The sequence below is a fragment of the Bacillus sp. IS1 genome (assembly GCF_032461585.1).
GTDB lineage: Bacteria > Bacillota > Bacilli > Bacillales > Bacillaceae > Bacillus > Bacillus velezensis.
The window spans coordinates 256,357-278,753 of record NZ_JAWCWR010000004.1 but is presented as its reverse complement, the minus strand read 5'-3'; the positions used below and the strand labels follow the sequence as shown (position 1 = coordinate 278,753).

The 22,397-nt window shown below is 46.8% G+C and carries 25 protein-coding genes, 1 rRNA gene and 1 pseudogene; 8 read left to right on the top strand and 19 right to left on the bottom strand.

Going from position 1 to position 22,397, the window contains the following annotated elements:
* Both RUW00_RS16680 and RUW00_RS16675 read right to left on the bottom strand, forming a co-directional pair.
* A 16S ribosomal RNA gene (locus tag RUW00_RS16680) occupies window positions 1-124 on the bottom strand; the annotation flags it as partial.
* Between the two features lie 229 nt (window positions 125-353).
* Window positions 354-1,238 carry a nucleotidyltransferase-like protein gene (locus RUW00_RS16675; protein ID WP_014417244.1) on the bottom strand — a complete coding sequence of 295 codons (885 nt, stop codon included), beginning with the start codon at window positions 1,236-1,238 and terminating at the stop codon, window positions 354-356.
* A 202-nt stretch (window positions 1,239-1,440) separates the two neighbouring features.
* On the opposite strand from RUW00_RS16675, the gene RUW00_RS16670 reads away from it, so the two are divergent.
* Entirely contained in the window at window positions 1,441-1,794 is a 354-nt protein-coding gene (locus RUW00_RS16670; RefSeq protein WP_007408568.1) for a YgzB family protein, read from the top strand.
* 34 nt (window positions 1,795-1,828) lie between these two features.
* On the opposite strand, the gene perR is transcribed toward RUW00_RS16670, so the two are convergent.
* Together perR and bcp are read right to left on the bottom strand one after the other, a co-directional pair.
* Window positions 1,829-2,266 (bottom strand): peroxide-responsive transcriptional repressor PerR, encoded by a 438-nt coding sequence (gene perR / locus RUW00_RS16665; RefSeq protein WP_003155465.1) that lies wholly within the window; start codon window positions 2,264-2,266, stop codon window positions 1,829-1,831.
* A 124-nt stretch (window positions 2,267-2,390) separates the two neighbouring features.
* Window positions 2,391-2,864: a thioredoxin-dependent thiol peroxidase gene (gene bcp / locus RUW00_RS16660; RefSeq protein ID WP_003155466.1), complete on the bottom strand. Its 474-nt coding sequence runs from the start codon at window positions 2,862-2,864 to the stop codon at window positions 2,391-2,393.
* A gap of 157 nt (window positions 2,865-3,021) precedes the next feature.
* On the opposite strand from bcp, the gene RUW00_RS16655 reads away from it, so the two are divergent.
* Together RUW00_RS16655 and RUW00_RS16650 are read left to right on the top strand one after the other, a co-directional pair.
* Window positions 3,022-4,311, top strand: a complete 1,290-nt coding sequence (locus tag RUW00_RS16655; protein ID WP_061890505.1) for a glutamate-1-semialdehyde 2,1-aminomutase — start codon at window positions 3,022-3,024, stop codon at window positions 4,309-4,311.
* A 209-nt stretch (window positions 4,312-4,520) separates the two neighbouring features.
* On the top strand, window positions 4,521-5,585 hold the full coding sequence (locus RUW00_RS16650) for an aromatic acid exporter family protein (RefSeq protein WP_007610190.1): 1,065 nt from the start codon (window positions 4,521-4,523) through the stop codon (window positions 5,583-5,585).
* A 79-nt stretch (window positions 5,586-5,664) separates the two neighbouring features.
* Here the strand turns inward: RUW00_RS16650 and RUW00_RS16645 are convergent, their stop codons facing one another.
* The 5 genes and pseudogenes from RUW00_RS16645 to fabL all read right to left on the bottom strand — a co-directional run bounded on the left by RUW00_RS16645 (window position 5,665) and on the right by fabL (window position 9,572).
* Window positions 5,665-7,407: an ABC transporter ATP-binding protein gene (locus RUW00_RS16645; protein ID WP_280144958.1), complete on the bottom strand. Its 1,743-nt coding sequence runs from the start codon at window positions 7,405-7,407 to the stop codon at window positions 5,665-5,667.
* An 83-nt stretch (window positions 7,408-7,490) separates the two neighbouring features.
* Complete coding sequence (gene ntdP / locus RUW00_RS16640; RefSeq protein WP_003155475.1) at window positions 7,491-8,021, bottom strand: nucleoside tri-diphosphate phosphatase; 531 nt, start codon at window positions 8,019-8,021, stop codon at window positions 7,491-7,493.
* A gap of 135 nt (window positions 8,022-8,156) precedes the next feature.
* Window positions 8,157-8,423, bottom strand: coding sequence for a YgaB family protein (locus RUW00_RS16635; RefSeq protein WP_003155476.1), 267 nt, complete (start codon window positions 8,421-8,423; stop codon window positions 8,157-8,159).
* A 160-nt stretch (window positions 8,424-8,583) separates the two neighbouring features.
* Window positions 8,584-8,736, bottom strand: a pseudogene (locus RUW00_RS16630) (gamma-type small acid-soluble spore protein); the annotation flags it as partial.
* An 83-nt stretch (window positions 8,737-8,819) separates the two neighbouring features.
* Window positions 8,820-9,572, bottom strand: coding sequence for an enoyl-[acyl-carrier-protein] reductase FabL (gene fabL, locus RUW00_RS16625; protein WP_003155478.1), 753 nt, complete (start codon window positions 9,570-9,572; stop codon window positions 8,820-8,822).
* Window positions 9,573-9,653: 81 nt separating this feature from the next.
* Between fabL and RUW00_RS16620 the strand changes: the two genes are divergently transcribed.
* Window positions 9,654-9,878: a hypothetical protein gene (locus tag RUW00_RS16620; protein ID WP_013351495.1), complete on the top strand. Its 225-nt coding sequence runs from the start codon at window positions 9,654-9,656 to the stop codon at window positions 9,876-9,878.
* Between the two features lie 6 nt (window positions 9,879-9,884).
* Here RUW00_RS16620 and mutY read toward each other — a convergent pair whose 3' ends face one another.
* Complete coding sequence (mutY, locus tag RUW00_RS16615; protein WP_022552792.1) at window positions 9,885-10,982, bottom strand: A/G-specific adenine glycosylase; 1,098 nt, start codon at window positions 10,980-10,982, stop codon at window positions 9,885-9,887.
* Window positions 10,983-11,207: 225 nt separating this feature from the next.
* Between mutY and RUW00_RS16610 the strand changes: the two genes are divergently transcribed.
* Window positions 11,208-12,191 carry a metal-dependent hydrolase gene (locus RUW00_RS16610; protein WP_017419155.1) on the top strand — a complete coding sequence of 328 codons (984 nt, stop codon included), beginning with the start codon at window positions 11,208-11,210 and terminating at the stop codon, window positions 12,189-12,191.
* On the opposite strand, the gene RUW00_RS16605 is transcribed toward RUW00_RS16610, so the two are convergent.
* The 6 genes from RUW00_RS16605 to RUW00_RS16580 form a co-directional block, all read right to left on the bottom strand.
* Window positions 12,188-14,773 (bottom strand): YfhO family protein, encoded by a 2,586-nt coding sequence (locus tag RUW00_RS16605; protein WP_280144957.1) that lies wholly within the window; start codon window positions 14,771-14,773, stop codon window positions 12,188-12,190. The genes RUW00_RS16610 and RUW00_RS16605 overlap by 4 nt on opposite strands.
* 36 nt (window positions 14,774-14,809) lie before the next feature.
* Window positions 14,810-15,790, bottom strand: coding sequence for a glycosyltransferase family 2 protein (locus tag RUW00_RS16600; RefSeq protein WP_003155484.1), 981 nt, complete (start codon window positions 15,788-15,790; stop codon window positions 14,810-14,812).
* Window positions 15,791-16,000: 210 nt separating this feature from the next.
* Entirely contained in the window at window positions 16,001-16,861 is an 861-nt protein-coding gene (locus tag RUW00_RS16595) for an alpha/beta fold hydrolase (protein WP_267543760.1), read from the bottom strand.
* Window positions 16,854-17,189, bottom strand: a complete 336-nt coding sequence (locus RUW00_RS16590; protein WP_017419152.1) for an SdpI family protein — start codon at window positions 17,187-17,189, stop codon at window positions 16,854-16,856. The genes RUW00_RS16595 and RUW00_RS16590 overlap by 8 nt, the downstream gene beginning before the upstream one ends.
* Before the next feature lie 85 nt (window positions 17,190-17,274).
* Window positions 17,275-17,802, bottom strand: a complete 528-nt coding sequence (locus tag RUW00_RS16585; RefSeq protein ID WP_015417063.1) for an SH3 domain-containing protein — start codon at window positions 17,800-17,802, stop codon at window positions 17,275-17,277.
* Between the two features lie 131 nt (window positions 17,803-17,933).
* Window positions 17,934-18,203 (bottom strand): YfhJ family protein, encoded by a 270-nt coding sequence (locus RUW00_RS16580; protein ID WP_003155492.1) that lies wholly within the window; start codon window positions 18,201-18,203, stop codon window positions 17,934-17,936.
* 123 nt (window positions 18,204-18,326) lie between these two features.
* Between RUW00_RS16580 and RUW00_RS16575 the strand changes: the two genes are divergently transcribed.
* The 3 genes from RUW00_RS16575 (at window position 18,327) to RUW00_RS16565 (ending at window position 19,887) form a co-directional block, all read left to right on the top strand.
* On the top strand, window positions 18,327-18,479 hold the full coding sequence (locus RUW00_RS16575) for a small, acid-soluble spore protein K (protein WP_003155495.1): 153 nt from the start codon (window positions 18,327-18,329) through the stop codon (window positions 18,477-18,479).
* Between the two features lie 144 nt (window positions 18,480-18,623).
* Entirely contained in the window at window positions 18,624-19,535 is a 912-nt protein-coding gene (locus RUW00_RS16570; RefSeq protein ID WP_029973980.1) for a trypsin-like serine peptidase, read from the top strand.
* Complete coding sequence (locus RUW00_RS16565) at window positions 19,498-19,887, top strand: DUF2606 family protein (RefSeq protein WP_022552786.1); 390 nt, start codon at window positions 19,498-19,500, stop codon at window positions 19,885-19,887. Before RUW00_RS16570 ends, RUW00_RS16565 begins: the two co-directional genes overlap by 38 nt.
* A gap of 39 nt (window positions 19,888-19,926) precedes the next feature.
* Here the strand turns inward: RUW00_RS16565 and RUW00_RS16560 are convergent, their stop codons facing one another.
* From RUW00_RS16560 to recX, 3 genes are all read right to left on the bottom strand, one after another.
* Window positions 19,927-21,120, bottom strand: a complete 1,194-nt coding sequence (locus RUW00_RS16560; protein WP_025284446.1) for an MFS transporter — start codon at window positions 21,118-21,120, stop codon at window positions 19,927-19,929.
* Window positions 21,121-21,264: 144 nt separating this feature from the next.
* Window positions 21,265-21,579, bottom strand: coding sequence for a YfhH family protein (locus RUW00_RS16555; protein WP_007408553.1), 315 nt, complete (start codon window positions 21,577-21,579; stop codon window positions 21,265-21,267).
* A gap of 6 nt (window positions 21,580-21,585) precedes the next feature.
* The gene (gene recX, locus RUW00_RS16550; RefSeq protein WP_003155502.1) at window positions 21,586-22,377 is read right to left on the bottom strand and encodes a recombination regulator RecX; all 792 of its coding nucleotides are present in this window, start codon (window positions 22,375-22,377) and stop codon (window positions 21,586-21,588) included.
* Window positions 22,378-22,397: the final 20 nt, after the last annotated feature.

Below are 22,397 nucleotides of genomic sequence, written 5' to 3'. Positions count from 1 at the left end.
CCCACGTGTTACTCACCCGTCCGCCGCTAACATCAGGGAGCAAGCTCCCATCTGTCCGCTCGACTTGCATGTATTAGGCACGCCGCCAGCGTTCGTCCTGAGCCAGGATCAAACTCTCCGATAAAGTAGTTTGACTGACTACGCACATCGCTGTGCGATTTATTTAAAACTTTGAATTAACAGGTACGTTTTGTCTTGTTTAGTTTTCAAAGATCATCTCAACCTCATCTCGAGGCGACTTTTTCAGTATAACATTCCAGCAAGTTACTGTCAAATGTTTTTTTGTTTTTATTTCTCCGCCGCTGTGAGCTTTTTGTTGAAGCGCATCAGCGACGTTTAATAATATACCATGCCTATGATTCAGCGTCAACACTTTTTTTGAAAGAATATCCTCGATGATATACTTCCTGCCCTTTGGTCTCTATTTGAGATACTTCAACAAAGCCTTTTTCCGTCAGGTAATCAAGCATGACACCAAGATCTTGGGTGAAGTGCAGCAGTTCAGGGTGCTGAAGCAATTCTCCAAACTGCCACATTTCTTTTTCTTTCATCACTTGAAAAAGGTGCGCAGAACCGATTTCAGCTTTTGAATGGATGAGAAAATCATTTGCTAAGAATAATAATTCGAGCCTTTTCTCCAAACTTTCGTGACTCTCGACAAGTTCGGAATATAGCTTATATACCTGCGGCTCAATGTGACGGACCTGGTTCCAGACTGTCGTTTCGGGATAAAACCCCCGGTCAATCACTTCTATGCGGGCCAAATGGTGAAGAGCATGCACTACCGCATAATATGCATCCAGAAAATGATCAGCTTCAAAAAACGCTTTTCCTTCTACAAATCTTCTGATCAGCTTGCCGTATTCCATTCCGATCTTTAATTTCCGCTCGGCGAAAGGAAAAGTGCTGAGCCGGTCATTGAGTTCAGATATATATTCATTGCGGTCAAACAGCACTTTGCCGTTGATGATCCAATCTATGACTCTTCTATTTGTCCCAAGCAGAATCCATTCCTGAAGCAGAGCATCCGTTACAATATGTAAAGAAGCGGTTTTTTGTTCGAATTCATAATGCTTTATAAAAAGAGGTTCATCAGCCTGTTTGACAATGACAAGCATGACCGCATCAAAGTTATCCGTGATGGATGATGCTTTACTCCTTCTCTCAATCATAAGGACGGCCAGCGTATCGGGATGACTTGCTCTTTCTTGGTAAATTGGACGGAGAAGATTGTCCATTACGATTCCTCCAATGCGATTGTTTCACTAGCTATTGTTTCTACATTTCTATGATAAAACATGAAAGTCCTTTTTTCTAAACACATTGCACTATTATAACAAATTTCCTTTCAGGTGCCATATTTATTCTTCCCTTTTCTTACGAAAACATGAAGAATATGCCATCTGTTTTGTGCTATAGTTAAACGAGAGGGGGATGGACATGGCGAAATACTCAAGCAAAATTAATAAGATCAGAACGTTTGCGTTAAGTTTGGTTTTCGTTGGGTTTATCATTATGTACATCGGGCTGTTCTTTAAACAGTCTGTTTTGCTTGCCAGCTTGTTTATGATTCTCGGCCTGCTGTCGATCGGGCTCAGCACCGCCGTTTATTTTTGGATCGGCATGCTGTCCACAAAAGCGGTCCGGGTGATGTGCCCCGCTTGCGAGAAAGAAACGAAGATTCTGGGCAGAGTGGATATGTGCATGCATTGCAGAGAGCCGCTTACATTGGATAAAGGATTGGAAGGCAAAGCGTTCGATGAGTCTTATAACAGAAAAAACAGTGTAAAATAAACGAAGCTGACCGTATCAAAGCGGTCAGCTTCGTTTAGTGGTTTTCTTTTTTGGAACATTCTTGGCAGACGCCGTAAATCTCCAAACGGTGGTGGCTTACCTTAAACCCCGTGACGTGAGCCGCAAGCTGTTCCACTTCGTCAAGCCCGGGATAATGGAAGTCTACGATTTTTCCGCAGCTTTCACAAATGGCGTGATAATGGTCAGAGGTGACAAAGTCAAATCTGCTGGACGCATCTCCGTACGTCAGTTCCTTTACAAGCCCCGCTTCCCGGAATACACGCAAATTGTTATACACTGTCGCAACACTCATATTAGGGAATTTCCCTTCCAAGGCTTTATATATATCGTCCGCTGTCGGATGTGCCATAGAATCCACGAGATATTCCAGAATGGCATGACGTTGAGGAGTAATCCGGACTCCCGTATCCTTCAACGTGTCTAAGGCTTCTTTTAATTCATGTGCAGCCATCCGTCATGCACCTCTCTTCTAAAAAAGATTCTTACTTTATAATGTTTATAATTAGTGTACATCTTTTTCCGGTCTCCTGTCAAATGTAATCTGAAGAAAACCCCGTGAGTTCAGCATTTGTCCATTAATTAGACGCAATTTGTTCCAATTCGCGAAGCGCCTCGGCAACGTGATCTTTCACTTTTACCTTTCTCCACTCCTTCACAAGACGGCCTTCTTTGTCTAACAAAAAAGTAGATCGCTCGATACCCATATATTCTTTCCCAAAATTCTTCTTCAGCTTCCACACATCAAAAGCTTCCGCCAGTTTGTGCTCATCGTCAACGAGGAGCTGGAAAGGAAGATCGTGTTTTTGCTTAAATTTTTCATGTTTATCACGGCTGTCAGGGCTTACTCCGATGATAACCGCATCAAGTCCCGCGAAACTTTCGTGCTGATCACGGAAATCACATGCTTCCGTCGTGCATCCGGGTGTCATGTCTTTCGGATAAAAATAGAGAACGACGTACTTCCCTTTAAAATCCGTCAATGCTACTTCTTCCCCGCTGTCATTCACTAATTTCATATCCGGTGCTGTTTGTCCGATTTCAATCGTCATTTCTTATACCTCCGGGTTTTTTATTAAGCGTATCCAATTCACGTTAAGATTACAACCGTTATCCTCCCGCTCTTTTCTGGAAGCATGAACCGTTGTGCTTGCAATGAAGCATGCTACAATAGAACATGATGTAAGGAGATATTAGGAGGGTCATTTTTTGTATACAAAATCAGTTGAACTTCATAAGGAAGCGTTAGAGCATATCGTCGGAGGCGTGAACAGCCCGTCCAGATCCTATAAAGCGGTAGGCGGCGGTTCACCCGTTGCGATGGAAAAAGCGAACGGCGCTTATTTCTGGGATGTAGACGGGAATCAGTATATTGATTATTTAGCGGCTTACGGCCCGATTATTACCGGACATGCCCACCCGCATATTACTCAAGCAATTAAAACAGCGGCTGAAAACGGTGTGCTGTACGGGACGCCGACCAAACATGAGGTCACTTTCGCCAAAATGCTGAAGGAGGCCATTCCTTCACTTGATAAAGTACGATTCGTAAACTCAGGCACTGAAGCGGTAATGACAACGATCCGGGTTGCACGCGCTTATACAGGCCGGACAAAAATCATTAAATTCGCAGGCTGCTATCACGGCCATTCTGATCTCGTACTTGTCGCTGCGGGTTCCGGTCCGTCTACGCTCGGCACCCCTGATTCCGCCGGCGTGCCGAAAAGCATCGCCAATGAGGTGATTACCGTTCCTTTCAATGACATTGAAAGCTACAAAGCCGCGCTGGATAAATGGGGTTCGGAAATTGCAGCGGTTCTCGTCGAGCCGATCGTCGGCAACTTCGGCATCGTTGAACCTGAAGAAGGATTTTTAGAACAGGTAAATGAATTGACCCATAAAGCGGGCGCGCTCGTCATTTATGATGAAGTGATCACGGCGTTCCGTTTTATGTATGGAGGCGCGCAGGATCTTCTTCAAGTGAAGCCTGATTTAACGGCGCTCGGTAAAATTATCGGGGGCGGCTTGCCGATCGGCGCTTACGGAGGCAAAAAAGAGATCATGGAGCAGGTTGCTCCGCTCGGCCCGGCATATCAAGCCGGTACGATGGCCGGAAACCCGGCATCTATCCTATCAGGCATCGCCTGCCTGGAAGTGCTGAAGGAAGAAGGCGTTTATGAGCGGCTTGATGAGCTCGGCGCCAGACTTGAGCAAGGCATTCTCGCCCATGCGGAGACACATGGCATTACCATCACCGTAAACCGTTTAAAAGGCGCGCTCACGGTTTACTTCACTGATGAAAAGATCGTCAATTACGAGCAGGCGGAAAATACGGACGGAGAAGCATTCGCCAAGTTCTTCAAGCTGATGCTTGAGCGCGGCATCAATCTCGCTCCATCGAAGTATGAAGCTTGGTTTATCACAACCGCACATACTGAAGAGGATATCGACGCCACTTTACAAGCCGTTGAAGATGCGTTCAGACATATGAAAAAATAACTGCTAAAACAAGCGGGAGCCCGGGGCTTCCGCTTTTTCTTTTTGTCCGATTTGTGAGATAATGGTTTTTTCAAAAAAAGACCTTGAATAATTGGTATGATCCCTGTATATTACTTTATTGTTTAGCAAATCAGCCGACAGGGAAATGTAAGTGTCAGCCGTTCGTTCGGCACATAATTTATTAGAGAAAGGAATGCACGCACAAACCAATGAAACTTGGTGCCCGCATTTTTAAAACAGGGATTGCGATTACGCTCGCGCTCTACTTAGCATCATGGATCGGACTTCCGTCGCCGATCTTTGCCGGGATTGCAGCTATATTTGCCATACAGCCCTCTATTTACAGGTCTTTTCTTATCATTATTGATCAGGTTCAGGCAAATATCATCGGCGCTGTCATCGCTACGGCATTCGGACTGATTTTCGGACCGAGTCCGATTATGATCGGATTGACCGCAGTGATTGTCATCACGATCATGTTAAAACTGAAAATTGAACACACCATTTCGATTGCGCTCGTGACGGTTATCGCGATTTTAGAAACACCGGGAAACAGCTTCCTGACGTTCGCTCTGATACGAACAAGCACCGTTATTTTAGGCGTGCTGTCTTCTTTTATTGTGAACCTTGTGTTTCTTCCGCCTAAATACGAAACGAAGCTGACTCATCATACGGTTGAATATACCGATGAGATCATGAAATGGATCAGGCTGACGATGCGCCAGTCCACGGAACACTCGATATTGAAAGAGGATATTGAGAAACTGAAGGAAAAGATGATGAAGCTTGATCATACGTACCTTCTTTATAAAGAGGAGAGAAGCTACTTTAAGAAAACGACGTATGTAAAGTCGCGCAAGCTTGTATTGTTCAGACAGGCGATTATTACGGCGAATCGGGCGCTTGATACGCTGAAAAAGCTGCACCGCTATGAAAACGAGATTTATCATATGCCGGAGGAATTTCAGGAGACGCTGACAGAAGAAATTGATTATCTGCTTCATTGGCACGAAAGGATTCTGATGCGGACGGTCGGCAAGATCAAGCCGCATGATGACGATGCTGAAGAAAGCATAAGATATAAACAGCTTTTGACGAAGTCTTTCTTGAAAAATCAGCAGAACTGCGAGGATGAACTGCTTGATTACAATATGCTCAGCATTATGGCTGCGGTTGCGGAATACCGCGAGCAGCTGGAGCATCTCGATACATTAATTACAAGTTTTCAGACATACCACCCGAAAGACAGCGAATTAGAAACAGACGAAGAGTAACCCGGTGCTTCCGTAAAACCGGGTTTTTTTGCATTCAAAAAAACTTATGCCGCCCATTCGGACGGCATAAGTTTTTGTATCAGTTCAAATTCTGAATCGTAAATAAGTGTCTGTACTGGCCGCCTTGGGCCATTAATTCCTCGTGCGTGCCGGTTTCGACGACGGCGCCGTTTTCCATGACGACAATTTTATCCGCATGCGTAATCGTGGACAGCCTGTGGGCGACGATAAATGTCGTCCGGTTTTTCGCAAGCTTTTCCATCGCTTCCTGAATGTAGTGTTCACTTTCAAGATCAAGAGCCGATGTCGCTTCATCCAAGATTAACAGCGGCGGATTTTTTAAGAATACACGCGCGATGGAAATCCGCTGTTTCTGCCCGCCTGACAATTTGACGCCCCGTTCGCCGACTTTGGTTTCGTAGCCTTCGGGGAAGTTCATAATAAATTCATTGGCATTTGCCGCTTTCGCTGCCGCAACCACCTCATCCAGAGACGCTCCCGGTTTACCGATGGCGATATTTTCACGAATCGTCTCACTGAACAGAAACGTATCCTGAAGCACCATACCGACTTGATTGCGGAGGCTTCTCGCTTCATAATCGCGAATATCTGTGCCGTCAATCAGCAGGCTGCCGCCGGATACATCATAAAAACGCGGTATGAGGCTGACAAGCGTCGATTTTCCGCCGCCGCTCATCCCGACGAGCGCGACGGTTTCCCCTTTTGTCACCTTTAAGGAAACGTCCTGCAAAATCGTTTCTTTTCCTTCCTCATAACGGAACGAGACATTTCGGAATTCAACTTCGCCCTTAATGCCGTCAGCTTTTACTGCATTCGGTTTATCAGTCAGCTCATACGGCTCGTCGATAAATTCAAATATGCGGTCCATCGAAGCGATCGACTGGGTCAGCGTCGTCGATGAGTTGATCAATCTTCTGACCGGGTTGTACATTCTGTCAATGTAGCCGACGAACGCAACCATCGTCCCTACCGTCAGCGGGCCGTTTATGACAAAATAACCCGCAAACGCGATAACAAGCAGCGGCGCCAAATCCGTAATGGTATTCACGACTGCAAACGTTTTTGCGTTCCAATTCGTATGACGGATCGCTCTGTCCAGAAAATGTCCGTTTTTTTCATCAAAATTGGCTTGTTCATAATCTTCAATGGCAAAACTTCTGATGACGGGCATCCCCTGAACTCTTTCGTGCAAATGTCCCTGAACTTGGGCGAGTGCCTGAGAACGCTCACGTGTCAGTTTTCGGAGGCGGGCGTAAAAGTATTTCACTGAAATTCCGTATAACGGAAACAAAATGACAGATATCAATGTCAGCTTGACATCGAGTGTAAACATAATGCAGATGACGATCAGCACCGTCATCATATCAAGCCAGATATTCATCAGTCCCGTAATGACAAAGTCTTTTGTCTGTTCGACATCATTTATCACCCGGGAAATGACTTCGCCCGTTCTGGTGTTGGCATAAAACCTCAGGCTCAATTTTTGAATATGATCAAACAATACCCCCCTGATATCGTAGAGCACCCGGCTGCCCGTCCATTGCGCGAAGTATTGCCGATAGTACTCTACCGGGGGACGCAGAATTAAAAACAGCACGAACATGATGCCCATTATCGTGAATAGCGATGATGTTTTAGCGCTTGCCGTTCCGCTCCCTTGAATAATGTCATCGACCACGTATTTTAACAGAAGCGGGAGAGCCAGCGGGATGGAGAATTTTATGATGCCGATTAACACTGTGATAAAAATTTGTTTTTTATAAGGTTTTACAAATTGCATATAGCGTCTGATTACGCCCACACTTTATCCCCCTCTCTCTTTAAGGCGTGTGAGCCCATGTGAAAAACCTGTTGACACCCCAACAGGTTTTTTTATTGTATTCTTTATTTTGTATAGCGCAGATACCGTTCATACCACATATCAACAAATTCCGGAGCAAACGGTCCTTTCCGCTGATGAATCCAGTGCAGCAGCGTATTCAGATACTCCTTCAGAATGCTGTCGATCTCTTTAGGGTAATTCATTGATTTGCGGTGGTCATCGTATTCATCCTCGTCAAGAATGTTATACGTCATATCCGGAAACACCTTGACATCCAAATCGTAATCAATATATTTGATGGCCTCTCCGTCATAAGCGAACGGCGAGCTGATGTTGCAATAATAGTGTACCCCGTCATCTCTCAGCATTCCGATGACGTTAAACCACTGACGGGCATGAAAGTAGCAGATCGCCGGTTCTCTCGTCACCCACGTCCGTCCGTCGGATTCCGTCACCATTGTCCGGTCGTTGGCTCCGATGATACACAATTCCGTACTTTTTAAAATCGTCGTTTCATTCCAAATTCGATGAAGCAGCCCGTTATGCTTATAGCTGTGAATTTGAATGGTTTCTCCTTCCTTGGGATATCCCATATTTCTCCCCTACTTTCTGTAAAGCCCTGCAGTCAATGCAGCCGCAATTGCTTTCCGACAAGTCTTTTCACTATTATAACGTTACGAATTAAAAAATGAAAATAAAAGAACCACTCCGCTTCCGGAATGGCACATTCATTTCTGCACATAGGAAGACGGCTTTTCCGTGCTGCGATAAGACTGGATGACTTGCTCTGTCTGCCTTTGGAATAACTCCTGTATGCCGGCCAGGTCTTTTCGCTTTGTCGCAATTTCGTCCTGTACATTGTCCAGCTTTGCATCTCTTTCCAGACTGATGAGTTCCGCTTCCACCTGCCGGCAGCGGTCAAGTTCTGACTGCAGCTCGAGAAGCTGATCCATGATTTTCATCTGTTCACTTACAAGCTTTTCAAACTCTGACATCGGGTTCCTCCTTAGGCTTTTAGGTTGATACTCCTTACCATTTCGATTTTCCGCCGGAAAACCCTTTGACTCATTCTGTAGAGGAATCACAAGTTTTGTCGTTTCGGCAACAGAAAAAAGCACTTCCATCCGAAGATGAAGTGCTTTTTCGTTTCAGTGATTAGCTGTTTTGCTGTTTGTTTTGTTCAGCAGATTGGTTTTGCTTTCTAACCTGCTGCGCATCAGTTTCACTGCCGAATTCAGTGCCGAATTGACCCTGACCGGAAGCTGATTGCTGGTTTTGTCTTTTCACCTGCTGAACGTCTGTTTTGCTGAATTTTGAGTTTGCCATTGTTATCACCTCCACGCACTATAGAATGCGCAGGAGACGATAAGGCTATTCATCTTTTTTAAAACTTATACGAGCAGAGAGCGTCCGCCGTCAATTATGATGGTCTGGCCGCGGATCATGTCCGCTTTTGAAGAAACTAAAAACTCCACCGTATCGATCATATCTTTAATTTCGACCATTCTGCCGGCCGGCGTATTTTGGCGGGCATCTTCCAGCAGTTCATCTCTGTTAGGGAAATGCTTCAGCGCGTCCGTATCAATCGCTCCGCCTGACACCGCGTTTACGATGATATTTTTCGGAGACAGCTCAACCGCCAGATAACGGGTTAACGATTCTAAAGCGGCTTTTGAGACACCGACCGTCGTATAGTTTTCAAGATAGCGGATGCTGCCGAGCGAGCTGATGCTGACGATGTGGCCGCCTCCGTTTTTCTCCATCATCTTTGCCGCTTCCTGGGCGCAGAAAAGCAATGCTTTCGCATTGATATTCATCGTCCAGTCCCAGTGTGTTTCTTCGAGTTCCATAACCGGTCTCAGCACGCCTGAAGCCGCATTATTGACGAACACGTCCAGTCTGCCGAATGTTTCGTCAATCTGGCGGAACATGTCTTTGATTTTTGCCGGCTGGCCGACATTGGCTTTAATGACGAGCGTTTTAACGCCGAGTTTTTCAATTTCTTCGGCGGTTTCTAATGCCGCTTTTTTACTGCGGGCGTAATTGATGACGATGTTGTATCCTTTTTCCGCGAGTCTGATGGCGGCTGCTTTCCCGACGCCGCGGCTGCTTCCCGTGATCAGTGCGCATTTATTTTGTTCCATTTTTCCTCAGCTCCTTGCTGTGTATAGTTCTTTTCATTCAACAAACAATAAAAGCAATATGTGTTGAAAGGGGTCTTTTATATGTATGTCGGACGTGATATGGGCGAATTGGCCATGATGCCCAAAAAAGATTGGAAAGATTCAGAGCTCGCCTATTTCCATCATGCCTTCCAGCAAATTATGCCGTATTTAAACGAAGAAGGCCAGTCCAAATACCGGGAACTGATTCAGGAAATCGAAGCCCGCGGCGGACTGAAACGGAATGAAGCGGATTACGGCCACGGCACTCGCGTCAGCTATGACTGACGCTTTTTACAGGCGGCCGCTTTCTTCCGCCATTTTCCATATCTTTTGATGGGAAACGGGAAATGCGTATTCCTCGAGCTCCTCTTTTGTAACCCGTATGAATTCCGTTGTATCCGACACTTGTTTTACTTTACCGAAAAAGACCGAAATATTCCAGACGAGATGGGTGAAAACATGCTCTACGATGCCTTCCAGCTCCCCGATTTCAGCGGTTGTTCCCATCTCTTTTTCTAAATAGGTTTCAAGCTGCTCTCTCTCGGTTTTGATTCCTTTCTGGGTTTCGGTATTCGGAAACTCCCACAAGTTGGCGAGCAAGCCTTTTGGCGGCCGTTTATGAATATAGACATCGCCTTGATCGTCTGTCAGCACAACGGCTGCCATTGTTTTTATTCCGGGCTTTTTCTTTTTGCTTTTAACGGGCAGCTCCCGCTCTGTCCCTTCCGCAAATGCCGAACAGTGCTTTTGTACGGGGCAAAGCAGACAGGACGGCGATTTCGGGGTGCAGATGATCGCGCCGAGCTCCATTAAACCCTGATTGAATTCAGATGGTTTTTCATGAGAAATGAAAGCGGATACCGCCTGTTCGAAAATAGTTCTCGTTTTAGGTTTTGCGATATCGTCCCATATGGAAAGAATTCTCGACATGACACGCATCACATTGCCGTCTACGGCGGGAATCGGTTTGTTGTATGCGATGCTGAGCACGGCGCCTTTTGTATAAGGGCCGACGCCTTTCAGTCCGCCAAATTCCTTTTCCTCGGCAGGGACGACTCCCCCGTACCGCTCATGCACTTCTTTTACGGCACTTTGCAGATTTCTTACACGGGAGTAATAACCTAGCCCTTCCCAGGCTTTGAGCACTTTTTCCTCATCGGCTTCAGCGAGCGCCGAAACGGTCGGAAATTGCTCAACAAACCGCCGGAAATAAGGAATGACGGTTTCTACGCGCGTCTGCTGCAGCATCACCTCTGATACCCACACCCGATACGGGTCCTGATTTTCTCTCCACGGCAGAATTCTCTGTTCTCTTTCGAACCATGTAATTAAGTCCTCGCGAAATTTGTCTATATCTTTTTGTTTCATTTTTTCTTCAAGTGCGTTCATATCTTCTCCTCAGATGTTTCGGGTTCCGCTTTTCTTGACACCGTATTTTGGTGTAAACTTAGGGCACGTTACGATAATATGTTACATTAAATAGTGATAAAGAAAAAGCGGAAACATATGAGAACGGCGGATAAACGCCATGATTGGGCAAACAGAAAATGGGGAATATCTTATAATGCGAAATATGCGGGCGACTGATTTTTAACGCCTGCTAGGAGGTCAACAATGGATACTGGCACTCACGTTGTCATGGGTATCGCGCTTGGCGGAATCGCAACTCTTGATCCTGCCGTCGGCATGCACACCCCCATGTCTCAGGCAGTTATGATCGCCGCTCTTGCCGGCTCTCAGGCACCTGATATTGATACCATATTGAAGCTGAAAAATAATGCCGTTTATATTCGAAATCATAGAGGGTTCACGCACTCCATTCCCGCCGTATTATTTTGGTCCGTTCTGATTCCGGGTATTTTGTTTATGTTTTATCCGGAAGCGAACTTATTGCACCTGTGGCTGTGGACGCTTCTCGCTGTCGTTTTGCATGTGTTTGTTGACATTTTTAACGCGTACGGCACGCAGGCCATCCGCCCGTTTTCGAGAAAATGGATCGCTCTCGGTTTAATCAATACCTTTGATCCGTTTATTTTCGTCAGCCATTTGGCCGCGATTGCCGTGTGGTATATCGGAGGTCATCCGGGCGTGACATTTCTGATGCTTTATATCATCCTCGCAGGGTATTACGCCGTCCGGTTTTTGATGCAGCTGCGGATAAAGCGAAGGCTGCGCGAGATGATTGAAGAGGAGATTGAAACCATCATTATTTCGCCGACGATGAAATTCAGGCAGTGGCGTATCGCCGTGACGACGGCGCATGCCTTTTATGTCGGCAGAAGCCTTGACGGCCATGTCGTGATATTGGATACATTCAACCGCGTGCCCGTTCCGGAAACCGATGTGATGAAGGCCGCGAAACAGGACGAAAATATTGCGGCCTTTCTTTCCTTTTCTCCCGTTTACAGGTGGGAGGTCGATACCTTTAAAGATCATTATGAGGTGCGCTTTATTGATTTGCGCTACCGGAGCAAAGGCCACTATCCTTTTGTCGCCATCGTCCATCTCAGTCATGATTTAGAGCTTCTCTCTTCTTACACGGGCTGGATTTTCAGCGAGGAAAAACTGCAGAAAAAATTAAAGCTCGGCTCTGTTTAAGAGCCGGGCTTTTTTTGTCTTCTCACATATATAGCGGCAAACACGAGGCTGATCACCGATAGAGCGGCCGCGGGTTTAAAAAACGGCGGGTAATACGTTAATTGAATATCGTTTTTTCCTTTTTGCGCTTTAAATCCGATAAAGGAATAATCCGCTTTTTCAATCTGCTCTTTTCTGCCGTTTATCTTCAGCTCCCAGCCTTTTTCATATGGAATCGGAAGCATGATATACGGCGCGCGGGTTTTGTTATCATACGAGATATGAAGCGTATTTCCGCGCCAGCTGAGATCGGCCGGCGGTTCTTTTTCCGCTTTTCGGTATGCACTTTTCAGCGTATCGTACCGCTCTTCGTAAAGCGCCAGTCTGTCAAGCTGATACGATCCTTTCGGCAGACGGATTTGGATGTTTTTTGTTTTCGGCACTCTGACAGTAAGATCGTTGACACCTGTTTTGTAAATGGATTGATTCGATTTTCTCGTTGTCGTGTAATCGTTCACTTTTAATGTAAAGCCCTGGTCCTTCGCTTTATTCTTCAAATAAAAGCTGACGTAATAATCGCCGCCGTCCATCTTAGCGGCTTGCGGCTTAATGATCAGGCCGCCGCCGTCTTCGTTTACCGTCAGGATGCCGTTATGATAATCGCCATGTTCGGCCGCTACCTCTGCATGGCGGATCATATTTTTCGCCTCAGGCGCTTTTTTCGTGTTGGTTGTGCTTGATTCCATGACGATCCCGTCAAGCATTGCCCGTTCCCTGGCAAGGGCGGGCGCTTTTTTCAGACCGCCCTCGTTATATACGCGATCGGCTGTCCGTACGAACGGAAGCATATATTGATTTTGATAAACCGCATAATGGGATGATTCCATGATTTTTTTGAACCCGTACGGCACGCCGGCCTCGTTTGTTTTTTCCGTCATATAATATTTTCCGTAAAGCAGGCTGTATAAATTAGCCCTGTTTCCTAATGTCGCATAGCGGCTGACGCTTTCTCTGCCCATGTCAATCCGGAGGTCGTTCCAGTAAAAGGACAGCAGATTGCGGTTCAGTATGCTTGAGTATACGCTGAATCCGTTGAATCCGTATATGATCGGGGTGTTATTGAAAACACCGTTCATCCAATCTAAACGGGCAAACGGATCAGGGTCTTTTTCTTTCAGACGCTGAATGAGCTCTGATTGCTCTTTGCCTTTATAGTCAGCACCCGTCATAAATGTATGCGATACCGTATAAATCTTCCCGCCTTCTGATAAAGCATATTTTTCATATGTATTAGCCGTAAGCACCGCCGTAAGCAAAATGACGGCATAGACGGCGGGCACCGCGCCTTTCAGTCTTGTCTTTGCTGCGAAGAAAGCGGCTATGGTCAGCACCAGAAGAAGGATGACGGGCAGGTTGGCGTGATCAGAAATATCCAGACTGTACCGCCTCACCTGGCTCCAATAGAGCAGAACGACGAGTACGGCGGACATCAGCATACTCTTCATGCTGATGTCTGAAAGCTTAGAAAGCCCGGCTGAAACCGTTCCGGCAATCGTGAAGCATAGGACGTATTCAAACCTGTTCTGCGGAGCTGAAAAACCGTTAAAGGCACTTGCCGCGAACGGACTGAAGTGAAACAGAATATACAGCAGACTGATTCCCGCAAACAGCCGGAACAAGCGGTTTTTGTATAAAGAAAATGTAAATAGAAAGAGCAAAAAAGCCGCCGGCAGGATGATAATCCGGCTTGAAAATAAAATGTTGTCGGAAAAATCAAGCCATGCAATATGCTCTGAATACGGCGGCCGCAGATTATGAAGGTATCCGTATACGACAGGAATAAAGGAAACTGCGCTTATGCCGAACCCGAGAAGGCCCGACAGAATAAATATCCTGCATTGAGTGAGCCTTTTCGCCTCATTGCCTTCAAGAGGAATCATCCACCTGAATAAGATATAAATGCCGATGAAAATTAGATTAATATACGCAAAATAAAAGTTGTTGATCAATGTCAGCGCACAGGCGAAGATAAACCACGCCGGCTTTTTTTCCCTGATGATTTTTTCCGCGCCGAGCACGAGCAGCGGCAGCCACACCATACTGTCAGTGAAAAAGTCCCAATATACCTCATGCCGGAAGTAGATAATCGAGACCCCGTACAACACGGCGCCGGCAAAAGCAGGCACCGTCCGTTTGACGAAATAACGGAACACACACGCCGCCGTGAATATGATAAAACTCTGCTTGGCGATGCTGATAAAAACGGAGGCCTGCGCCCAGAACAGCGCATCAGCCTCGCCCGTCAGCTGAATAAGCTGCAAAAAGCGGACAGCGGCGGAGATAAACAGGAATAGAAAAGAAGTAGAGAAATAATAGCCGAGCTGACTGTACACGCCCCCGCCCAGTCCGAACGAATAGCTGTAAAACAGCCTGCCGTTCATATATTGATCAAACAGCAGCTTTTTGAAGACCGCCATTTGGGCGATCCCGTCTCCAGACCCCGTCATATAGCGGCCTGCCGACCACTCTTTTAAGAAAAAAATATGAGCGGCTGCCGCAGCCAGCACACAGGCTGCCGGCAAGATCCATTTATTTTTTTTCATACAACGTCCCCAGACCCTGCGCACAGCGGCGGCTGTTTAATGGTTCCACTTGCGCTTTTTTGTATAATTCGTTTCATTTTGTTCTCCATACGTTATATTCGCTTCTTTAATTAAGTAGTGCGGGCGTTTTTTTGTTTCATAGTAAATCCGGCCGATGTATTCTCCGATGATGCCGAGACTCAAAAGCTGGATGCCCCCTAAAAACAGCACGGCGGAAATAATGGTGAAGTATCCGGGTACGGACACGCCGTGTGTCAGAATATGAACAAAGGTCGTTACAATATAAACCATCGACAGAAGCAATATCAGAATACCGGTGAAAAAGCATACCCTCAGGGGCTTGTTGTTGAAGGAGACGACCCCGTCCATTCCGTAGTTGAACAGATTGCTGAATGACCATTTGGACGTGCCGTTCTTCCTTTCGACATTTTCATAAAATACGATTTTCTGGTCAAACCCGATCCAGCAGAACAGCCCTTTCGAGAAACGGTTCCCTTCACTCAGCTTCAAAAGGGCATCAACGGCCTGCCGGCTCAGCAGGCGGAAATCCCCGACCCCGTCACGCAGGTCCACTTCGACGGCTTTGTTGATAAATTTATAATACAGGGAAGAAAGCACGGAACGCACGGGGCTGTCCCCTTTTCGGTTGCGCTGCGCGATGACTTGGTCATACCCTTCTTCATAGCCTTGAATGAAGTCTTTCAGCAGATGGGTCGGATGCTGCAGATCGGCGTCCATCACGATTACCGCTTCGCCCTGCACGTGTTCAAATCCTGCCAAAATGGCCGCTTCTTTCCCGAAGTTTCGGGAAAAAGATATGTATTTGACGCGATGGTTTCTGGCGGCTAGTTCTTTAATCTGCTGAAGGGTGTCATCCGCGCTTCCGTCATTGATGTAGAAAATTTCATAGTCATAATGAATCGTCTGAAACTCTTTTTTTAAAGATTCATGGATGAGCTTGACGTTGTTCCCTTCATTGTAAGACGGAATAATAATTGAGATTAACCTTTGTTTCATGAAGGCACCTTCTTTGTATTATTCTTTTTTTAGGACGTCCTTAAAGGAATTGTCCGCAAAACTTCAGTAAGGCTTTTCCTTTTTTTAATGACGTTTAAACCCTTTTTTTGTTACAGGGAAAGAAAATTTTTTCTGCATATGGTTTATATTTTGTCATGTTTTTCGGCAGATATGAGAAAAAAAAGAAAAAGTCTGTACGCGGGACAGACTTTATTGCTGAAGGTATTCATGAATCAAATGGCTGACGATGCGCGTTTTTTCGTGAATGACCCAATGTGAGGCATCGTCTATAAAGATTAAGTCGCCGTTTGGAATCATCCGTTTTGTTTCCTTGGCAAGCTTTTTGCTCAGCGCGCGGTCATTGACGCCCCATATTAATCGGTACGGAACGGGCATTTTAAGCGGAACGGCAGGGCCTAAACCGCCGGCTCTGATCGCCCGGTACCAGTTCAGCATCGCCGTGAGCGCTCCTTTTCTGCCCCATGCTTCTTTGTAGCTGCCGATATCTTCCCGTGAAAAAAGCGCCGGGCGTTCGGATAAGCCGATCGCGTGATCCAATACGCGATAATCGTCTTCAGACAATCTCCGTTCCGGCTTTTCCGGAAGCTGAAAGAACGCGATATAAGAGCTTTTCTTCCACTGCGGCGGGTAGAACGGTGTGACCTTCCGCATAACAGCCGGGTGCGGGATATTGACCGTGATCAATTTTTCAACGTATTGCGGCCGCGTGGATGCCAAATGCCAGGCCACGGCTCCTCCCCAATCGTGGCCGATGACGACGGCTTTGTCATCTGTAAAATGAGTGATCAGCCCGATAATGTCGTCTCTGAGCGTATCAATGGTATAGTTTTCAAGGCCCTCCGGTTTGTCACTGAGATTATAGCCGCGCTGATCAGGCACGACAACATGGTATCCGGCATCCGCCAGCGGTTTGATCTGGCTCTTCCAGCCGTACCAGAATTCCGGAAATCCGTGCAGCAGCACCGCCAAAGGACCGTCTTTCGGACCGGCTGAAGCCGTGTGCAGCGTCACTCCGTTTGTTTCGATCATGTGAAACGTAATGTCATTCATCGATTCTCCTCCCCGTTTGTTTCAATCTTCTTTCTGTTAAGACGATGATCAGTACGCTGATCGCAATCAACAATACGGCCTGAACGATCAGGGCGAACGGCTGAGTCAGCCGGATAAGCAGGCTGCCCGCAAATCCAGCTGCCGCCGAAATAAGGCCGAACAAAATCATGAGGAGCGCACTGAATCGATTGCCTTCTCTCCACTGCGACTCATCCGCCATAGAGCGCTTCGTCCGATATCCGTACAGGCTGTTGATCGACTTCGGCGGAAAAAATGTGACTAAAATGCCGGCTGCAGCCATCAGAAGGCCGCCGATCACCATTATCATATCCCTCACTCTCCTTTTCATCTTTTACGAAAGGAAAGGCGGAAAGTTTCAGAAAAAAAGCAGGCTCATTCGCCTGCCTGAATCTTTATTTTTGAGTTAAGTCGGCCGTTTTCACATAACCTGCTTTCCCGCCGTATGTGACGTACGCCCATTTACGGTCAAACCCTCCGTCATGGCTGAACCCCCAGCCGAGCACATTGACGGTTTCACCCGCTTTAACGGACCCTTTTTTGCCGGTTTCCAAAGTCGGCGTATAAAAAGCGGTTTGTTTCGCCGTCACCGCCTTCACCGGCTGCTTCATCAGAAAATGTGTGGAGATATAGGCTTTGTGACCTTTGTAGTCAATCTCAGCCCAATCTGCTCCTTGAAGCCGTTTAACCTTTACAGAATCCTCTGAACGAAGCGTGCCGATAATCGACCCTTGTTTATTTGGTTCTTTGCGGACGTTAAGTTCTCCTGCTTTCACGATATATGTATCTGCTGCGGTGTCTATTTTTGTCTGGTGAACTGCTGCGGCATTCGCTGCCGGATCGAAAAAAACGGTGCCTGCGGCTAAAAATAAGCAAAGTCCTGCGGCCGGAATAAATGCGGTTAACCCCTTTTTCATGTTCATTGTGGTTCCTCCCCGCTATTTTATAAGTTATTACACATTTCCACATTCCGCCGGTCGTCAAACATGATTTTCCCATTTCTTTTATAAAAAGAAAAAACCGCCGGACGATATCCGGCGGGCGCACTGCTATGTTAATGCAGGAGACCCCTGCTTTGATCCAAATAATGAGAAACGTCTTCCCGAACGCTCTGGAACATATGGAGCTTGCTGCCGTATGATTCGATCCATTCCTTGACGACGCGTTCCGTCATTTGCTCTCCTTGATACGGGCGGCCGGCTTTTGCGTAAGTCGCTTCGAAATCTCCCCATAAAAGCTCAACCCAAGTTCGCGCTTGCAAATAGCTGAGCATGTCATTTTTCTCAAGCAGCAAATTCGTCAGTTTGTCGATATATGTATTCATGTCTCTGTCTCCTTTCCTTGGGAAAACCTGCTGCTTTTACGCAGCTTGTCACAGGCATATACTAACTTTACGTCTTCAGTCCAGAAGGCGCAACCTTTTGATATTGGCCGAGGGGGAAAACAAATGGTCCGGAACAAGGCAAAAGGATTTCCTAATCAGAACAATAATAAGTTTGAAGGCGAACCGCGGGCAAAGGATGACTACGCTTCTAAACGGGCGGACGGTTCAATTAATTCGCACCCGCAAGAGCGCATGAGAGCTTCAGGCAGACGATAACACACACCGTAAGAGACCGGGAATGATCCGGTCTCTTTTTTGCGGAGAAAAACATTCTTTTGAGGTCATAACGCTAAATAAATTCCATAATATGTTAAATATTCAACCGAAAGCCGGTAGACAAAAAAGGAGGGGTTTTATAAAATGAAGACAGTTTCAAAACGATTGCTGAGCCTTACCGCATTCTTACTGTCAGTTTCATTATTTGCTGTTTCAGCAGAAGCAGAGGGCAGCCCGCAGACATCTGTATCAAACAGCGGTGAGGAGTTTGACGCACATCTGAATCAGCCTGTACAAACAACACAGACATCCCCCGCTTATGAAGGAACGGGTCTCACCAAAAGACAGCTTGCACAAAACAGCAAAGCTGACATCAAGTCATTAAAGCCTTCCAGTATTATTGGGACAGACGAACGAATCAGAATTTCTCCTACAACATCATTTCCATATCGCGCGACAGCACAGCTGACCGTTACATACAGCGGCAGCACAAGCACTTACGGATGCACCGGTTTTTTTGTCAATGCCGACACGATCGTTACGGCGGGACATTGCGTGTATGATCAGAAAAACGGCTGGGCATCGAAAATTACGGCAGCTCCCGGCCGCAACGGGTCATCGTACCCGTACGGCTCTTATTCAGGAAAGACATTCTACAGTGTCAAAGGGTGGACAGAAAACGGTGACACAAACTATGACTACGGCGCAATCAAAGTAAACGGGTCGCCCGGGAATACTGTCGGCTGGTACGGCTACCGGACGACCAACAGTTCCAGTCCGGCCGGGCTTTCCTCAACCGTGACAGGGTATCCGTGCGACAAAGTGTCCGGTTCCATGTGGTCGGACAGCAAGCCGATACGTTCTGCCGAGACATATAAACTCACCTACACGACAGATACGTTCGGCTGCCAGAGCGGATCGCCCGTTTACCGCAATTACAGCGACACCGGCCAGACCGCCATTGCCATTCATACAAACGGCGGGTCGTCTTACAATCTGGGAACAAGGGTGACAAACAGTGTATTCGACAACATTCAATATTGGTCAAATCAATAAAGCTTTTGTTTTCTTGCTCGCCGCGGCCGTTTTATGCGGATGCGGCAAAGCGGATGATTCCGCCGCCAAAAAAGCACTGCCTGTTACGCTCCATGTTGAGGATGCAGACGGTTCACCGGCGGCCGGTGTGACGGTCACCGTGATGAAAGCGGCGGAGTCAGATCATCAGCCGAATATAGACCGCGGAGAGATAATAGGCAAGACTGATCACCACGGCGAGATTGCATGGAAAAGCGGCGCGAAAGGAACCTATACCGTCGTTTTTGAAAAAGACGGAGTACCGGAAACCAGGAGTATTTCCTTAGCTGAGAGTGATAAACATACGGTGATCAGCATTACATTGAAACACTGAAAAAAGCTTGCAGGCGGAATATCACCTGCAAGCTTTTTGTTATCCTTTATGCACTTGGTATTCATAGACATCTTTCTTCTCAGACAGATGAGCGAACGTGGAAAGCACAAGGCCGAGAGCCGTCATCAGCGCACCGCCGGCAAACAGCCATGAGTAAGATCCCGTTCCCCCGAGAATCAACCCGCCGATCCAGGCGCCGAGCGCGTTTGCCAGGTTAAAGGCGGAAACGCTCACCGCAGCGGCGATTGTCGTGCCGTTTTCAGAGGAAGAAATAACCTTGGTCTGCAAAAGCGGCGGCGTGCCGAACGCACATGCGCCGAATAAAAATGTCGCTGAAACCGCGGCGGCTGGAAAAACGGCGATATAAGGGAAAATCGCCAAGACGCCGATCAAGCCGATCATCACACCGATCATCGTGCGTGTCAGCAGTTTGAGCGGCACTTTGCCCGCGAAGAAATTCCCCGCCACTCCGCCGAGACCGTAGGCGAATAATGCGCCTGTAATGCCGACTGTGCCGAACCCCGCTGAATCTCTTAAAATCGGCTCAATAAACGTGTAAGCGATAAATACGCCTGAGTAGCCAAGAATGGTGATCGCAAAGGAAAAAATCACTTGTTTATGCTTAAAGACACTCCATTCATTCATCAGCATCGGAATCACTTTCGGTTTCCGGTTCGGTACGACCAGCATCAGTCCGATCAGCCCGATCATGCCTAAAACGGAAATAATGAAAAAGACGGCCCGCCAGTTAAGGGCATCCCCTAAATAAGAGCCGAACGGGACACCGAGCATCAGCGCCACGGTTAATCCGCCGTTCATGGAAGCCGCGGCGGCGGAACGTTTTTCAGGCGGCACCATTTCACTCGCAAACACCATGGCGATCGCAAAAAAAGCTCCGTGGATGGATGCGGATAAAATTCTGGAAATCGCCAGCACGGCGAAGTTCGGCGCAAAGACGCTCATCAGGTTGGCAAGGACAAAGATGCCCATCAACCCTAGCAGCACCGGCTTTCTCGGCAGCTTAACCGCGATAATGGTTACGATCGGGCCCGTCAGGCAGACGCTTGCCGCGTACGCCGTAACAAGCATGCCCGCTGAAGATACATGTATATGAAAGTCATCGGCAATCGACGTCAGAATACCCATGACAGCATATTCCGTATACCCGATGGAAAATGTGCAAATCATTAAAACAAAAATCATTAATTTCACAGATGGCTGTTTCATTTTGATATTCAACGCAAATCGCCTCCTTTTTATTTAAAAAACAACGAATTCCATCTTAAAAGATATCAAAAATGAATTCAATCATTTTTTACTGAAAGGTTGAAACGAATGTGCCCGAAAAGAAAAAGAGGCCGGAACCGGCCTCTTTTGTTATTTTTTTTCTTTTAAAACGGAAATCGGCAGTGCTTCTTCCCCGTCAGACGGGGAAGATCTGTGTCCCCAGGCGAATACGCCGTTGATGTAATCAATGCGGAAAGTGTCATCAGAACCTTCTATCTGATACACCCCGCCGGGCCGAAAGTCTTCCGGGTTCAGCATGTAAGCTTTGGCCATCGTAATTTTCCGTTCAAGCACGGCCAGTTCATTTACAATGCCCATCTGTTCCGCTTTTCGCGCTTTTTCCGTCAGTCCCGCAATTTCTGTCTGTAGTTCATGAGGCGTCATTTGACTGTATCGTTTGTCCATTTCAGTTTACTCCTCTTCCTGCAAGAATTGATCAATATCGTCAATCGAGAATCCTTTTCTGAATAAGTACTGTTTGACCTTCATTCCGCTTTCATAGCTGCCGTCATAACGGTATTTCCTGATCGCTTTTTCCGCATGAGCCTTCAGAGCTTCCATCTCGGCTTCATCATCATTTTCATACTCCGTCTGCTCCAGAGCGGCATTGATGACGTCGAAAGGGAAACCTTTTCGCTGAAGCTGCATCTGCGCCCGCTGTCTGATCTCTTTTGTGGACAGCTTTTTGTCTTTTTTCAGGATTTTGCCGATATGTTTCAGCGCTTCTTGTATCTGCTCATCAAATGTAAACGCGCTGAGCGTCTCCTTGATGGTATCGTCGTCTATTCCTTTCGCTTTCAGCTCGCGGAACAGGACGTCAGGGCCTTTGCCATTTGTTTTTTTATGGGTGCTCGCATAAGCTTCGGCAAATTCTTTGTCATTTAAGTAGCGGTAATCGTACAGTTTATGGATGACTTCAGAAATGACCATATCCGGTGTTTCTTTTTTCTTCAGATGATCCCGGACTTCTTTTTCAGAGCGCATCCGGTATGATAAAAATTCTACGGCGCGATTAAAGGCTTTTTTCACGTCATCGCCATGCTGGATTTCAAGAATGTCAAGCTCGTCCAGTTCTTTCCCTTTCTTCAGGTCAAAACGCACAAGCACGTCCGCGTCGACGCTGAATGCATATTTCTCATCAAGAAAGATGTTGAAGCGCTCGGTATTTTTCTTTTGGGTCGATATTTTTGTAATAAACGGCATCCCGGTCTCCTTTCCCGCCC

What these genes read in the sequence shown, in the direction of transcription:
- RUW00_RS16590 (WP_017419152.1), bottom strand. Translation starts at nt 17,189, where the DNA reads ATGATAATGGTGATCGGCGGCCTTCTGATGGCTGCAGCCGGCATTTTA.
- RUW00_RS16595 (WP_267543760.1), bottom strand. Translation starts at nt 16,861, where the DNA reads ATGAATGACATTACGTTTCACATGATCGAAACAAACGGAGTGACGCTG.
- RUW00_RS16670 (WP_007408568.1), top strand. Translation starts at nt 1,441, where the DNA reads ATGGCGAAATACTCAAGCAAAATTAATAAGATCAGAACGTTTGCGTTA.
- RUW00_RS16635 (WP_003155476.1), bottom strand. Translation starts at nt 8,423, where the DNA reads ATGTCAGAGTTTGAAAAGCTTGTAAGTGAACAGATGAAAATCATGGAT.
- fabL (WP_003155478.1), bottom strand. Translation starts at nt 9,572, where the DNA reads ATGGAACAAAATAAATGCGCACTGATCACGGGAAGCAGCCGCGGCGTC.
- RUW00_RS16575 (WP_003155495.1), top strand. Translation starts at nt 18,327, where the DNA reads ATGGTCCGGAACAAGGCAAAAGGATTTCCTAATCAGAACAATAATAAG.
- ntdP (WP_003155475.1), bottom strand. Translation starts at nt 8,021, where the DNA reads ATGGGATATCCCAAGGAAGGAGAAACCATTCAAATTCACAGCTATAAG.
- RUW00_RS16585 (WP_015417063.1), bottom strand. Translation starts at nt 17,802, where the DNA reads ATGAACATGAAAAAGGGGTTAACCGCATTTATTCCGGCCGCAGGACTT.
- RUW00_RS16650 (WP_007610190.1), top strand. Translation starts at nt 4,521, where the DNA reads ATGAAACTTGGTGCCCGCATTTTTAAAACAGGGATTGCGATTACGCTC.
- RUW00_RS16675 (WP_014417244.1), bottom strand. Translation starts at nt 1,238, where the DNA reads ATGGACAATCTTCTCCGTCCAATTTACCAAGAAAGAGCAAGTCATCCC.
- RUW00_RS16580 (WP_003155492.1), bottom strand. Translation starts at nt 18,203, where the DNA reads ATGAATACATATATCGACAAACTGACGAATTTGCTGCTTGAGAAAAAT.
- mutY (WP_022552792.1), bottom strand. Translation starts at nt 10,982, where the DNA reads ATGAACGCACTTGAAGAAAAAATGAAACAAAAAGATATAGACAAATTT.
- RUW00_RS16600 (WP_003155484.1), bottom strand. Translation starts at nt 15,790, where the DNA reads ATGAAACAAAGGTTAATCTCAATTATTATTCCGTCTTACAATGAAGGG.
- recX (WP_003155502.1), bottom strand. Translation starts at nt 22,377, where the DNA reads ATGCCGTTTATTACAAAAATATCGACCCAAAAGAAAAATACCGAGCGC.
- RUW00_RS16620 (WP_013351495.1), top strand. Translation starts at nt 9,654, where the DNA reads ATGTATGTCGGACGTGATATGGGCGAATTGGCCATGATGCCCAAAAAA.
- RUW00_RS16605 (WP_280144957.1), bottom strand. Translation starts at nt 14,773, where the DNA reads ATGAAAAAAAATAAATGGATCTTGCCGGCAGCCTGTGTGCTGGCTGCG.
- RUW00_RS16570 (WP_029973980.1), top strand. Translation starts at nt 18,624, where the DNA reads ATGAAGACAGTTTCAAAACGATTGCTGAGCCTTACCGCATTCTTACTG.
- RUW00_RS16610 (WP_017419155.1), top strand. Translation starts at nt 11,208, where the DNA reads ATGGATACTGGCACTCACGTTGTCATGGGTATCGCGCTTGGCGGAATC.
- bcp (WP_003155466.1), bottom strand. Translation starts at nt 2,864, where the DNA reads ATGACGATTGAAATCGGACAAACAGCACCGGATATGAAATTAGTGAAT.
- RUW00_RS16555 (WP_007408553.1), bottom strand. Translation starts at nt 21,579, where the DNA reads ATGGACAAACGATACAGTCAAATGACGCCTCATGAACTACAGACAGAA.
- perR (WP_003155465.1), bottom strand. Translation starts at nt 2,266, where the DNA reads ATGGCTGCACATGAATTAAAAGAAGCCTTAGACACGTTGAAGGATACG.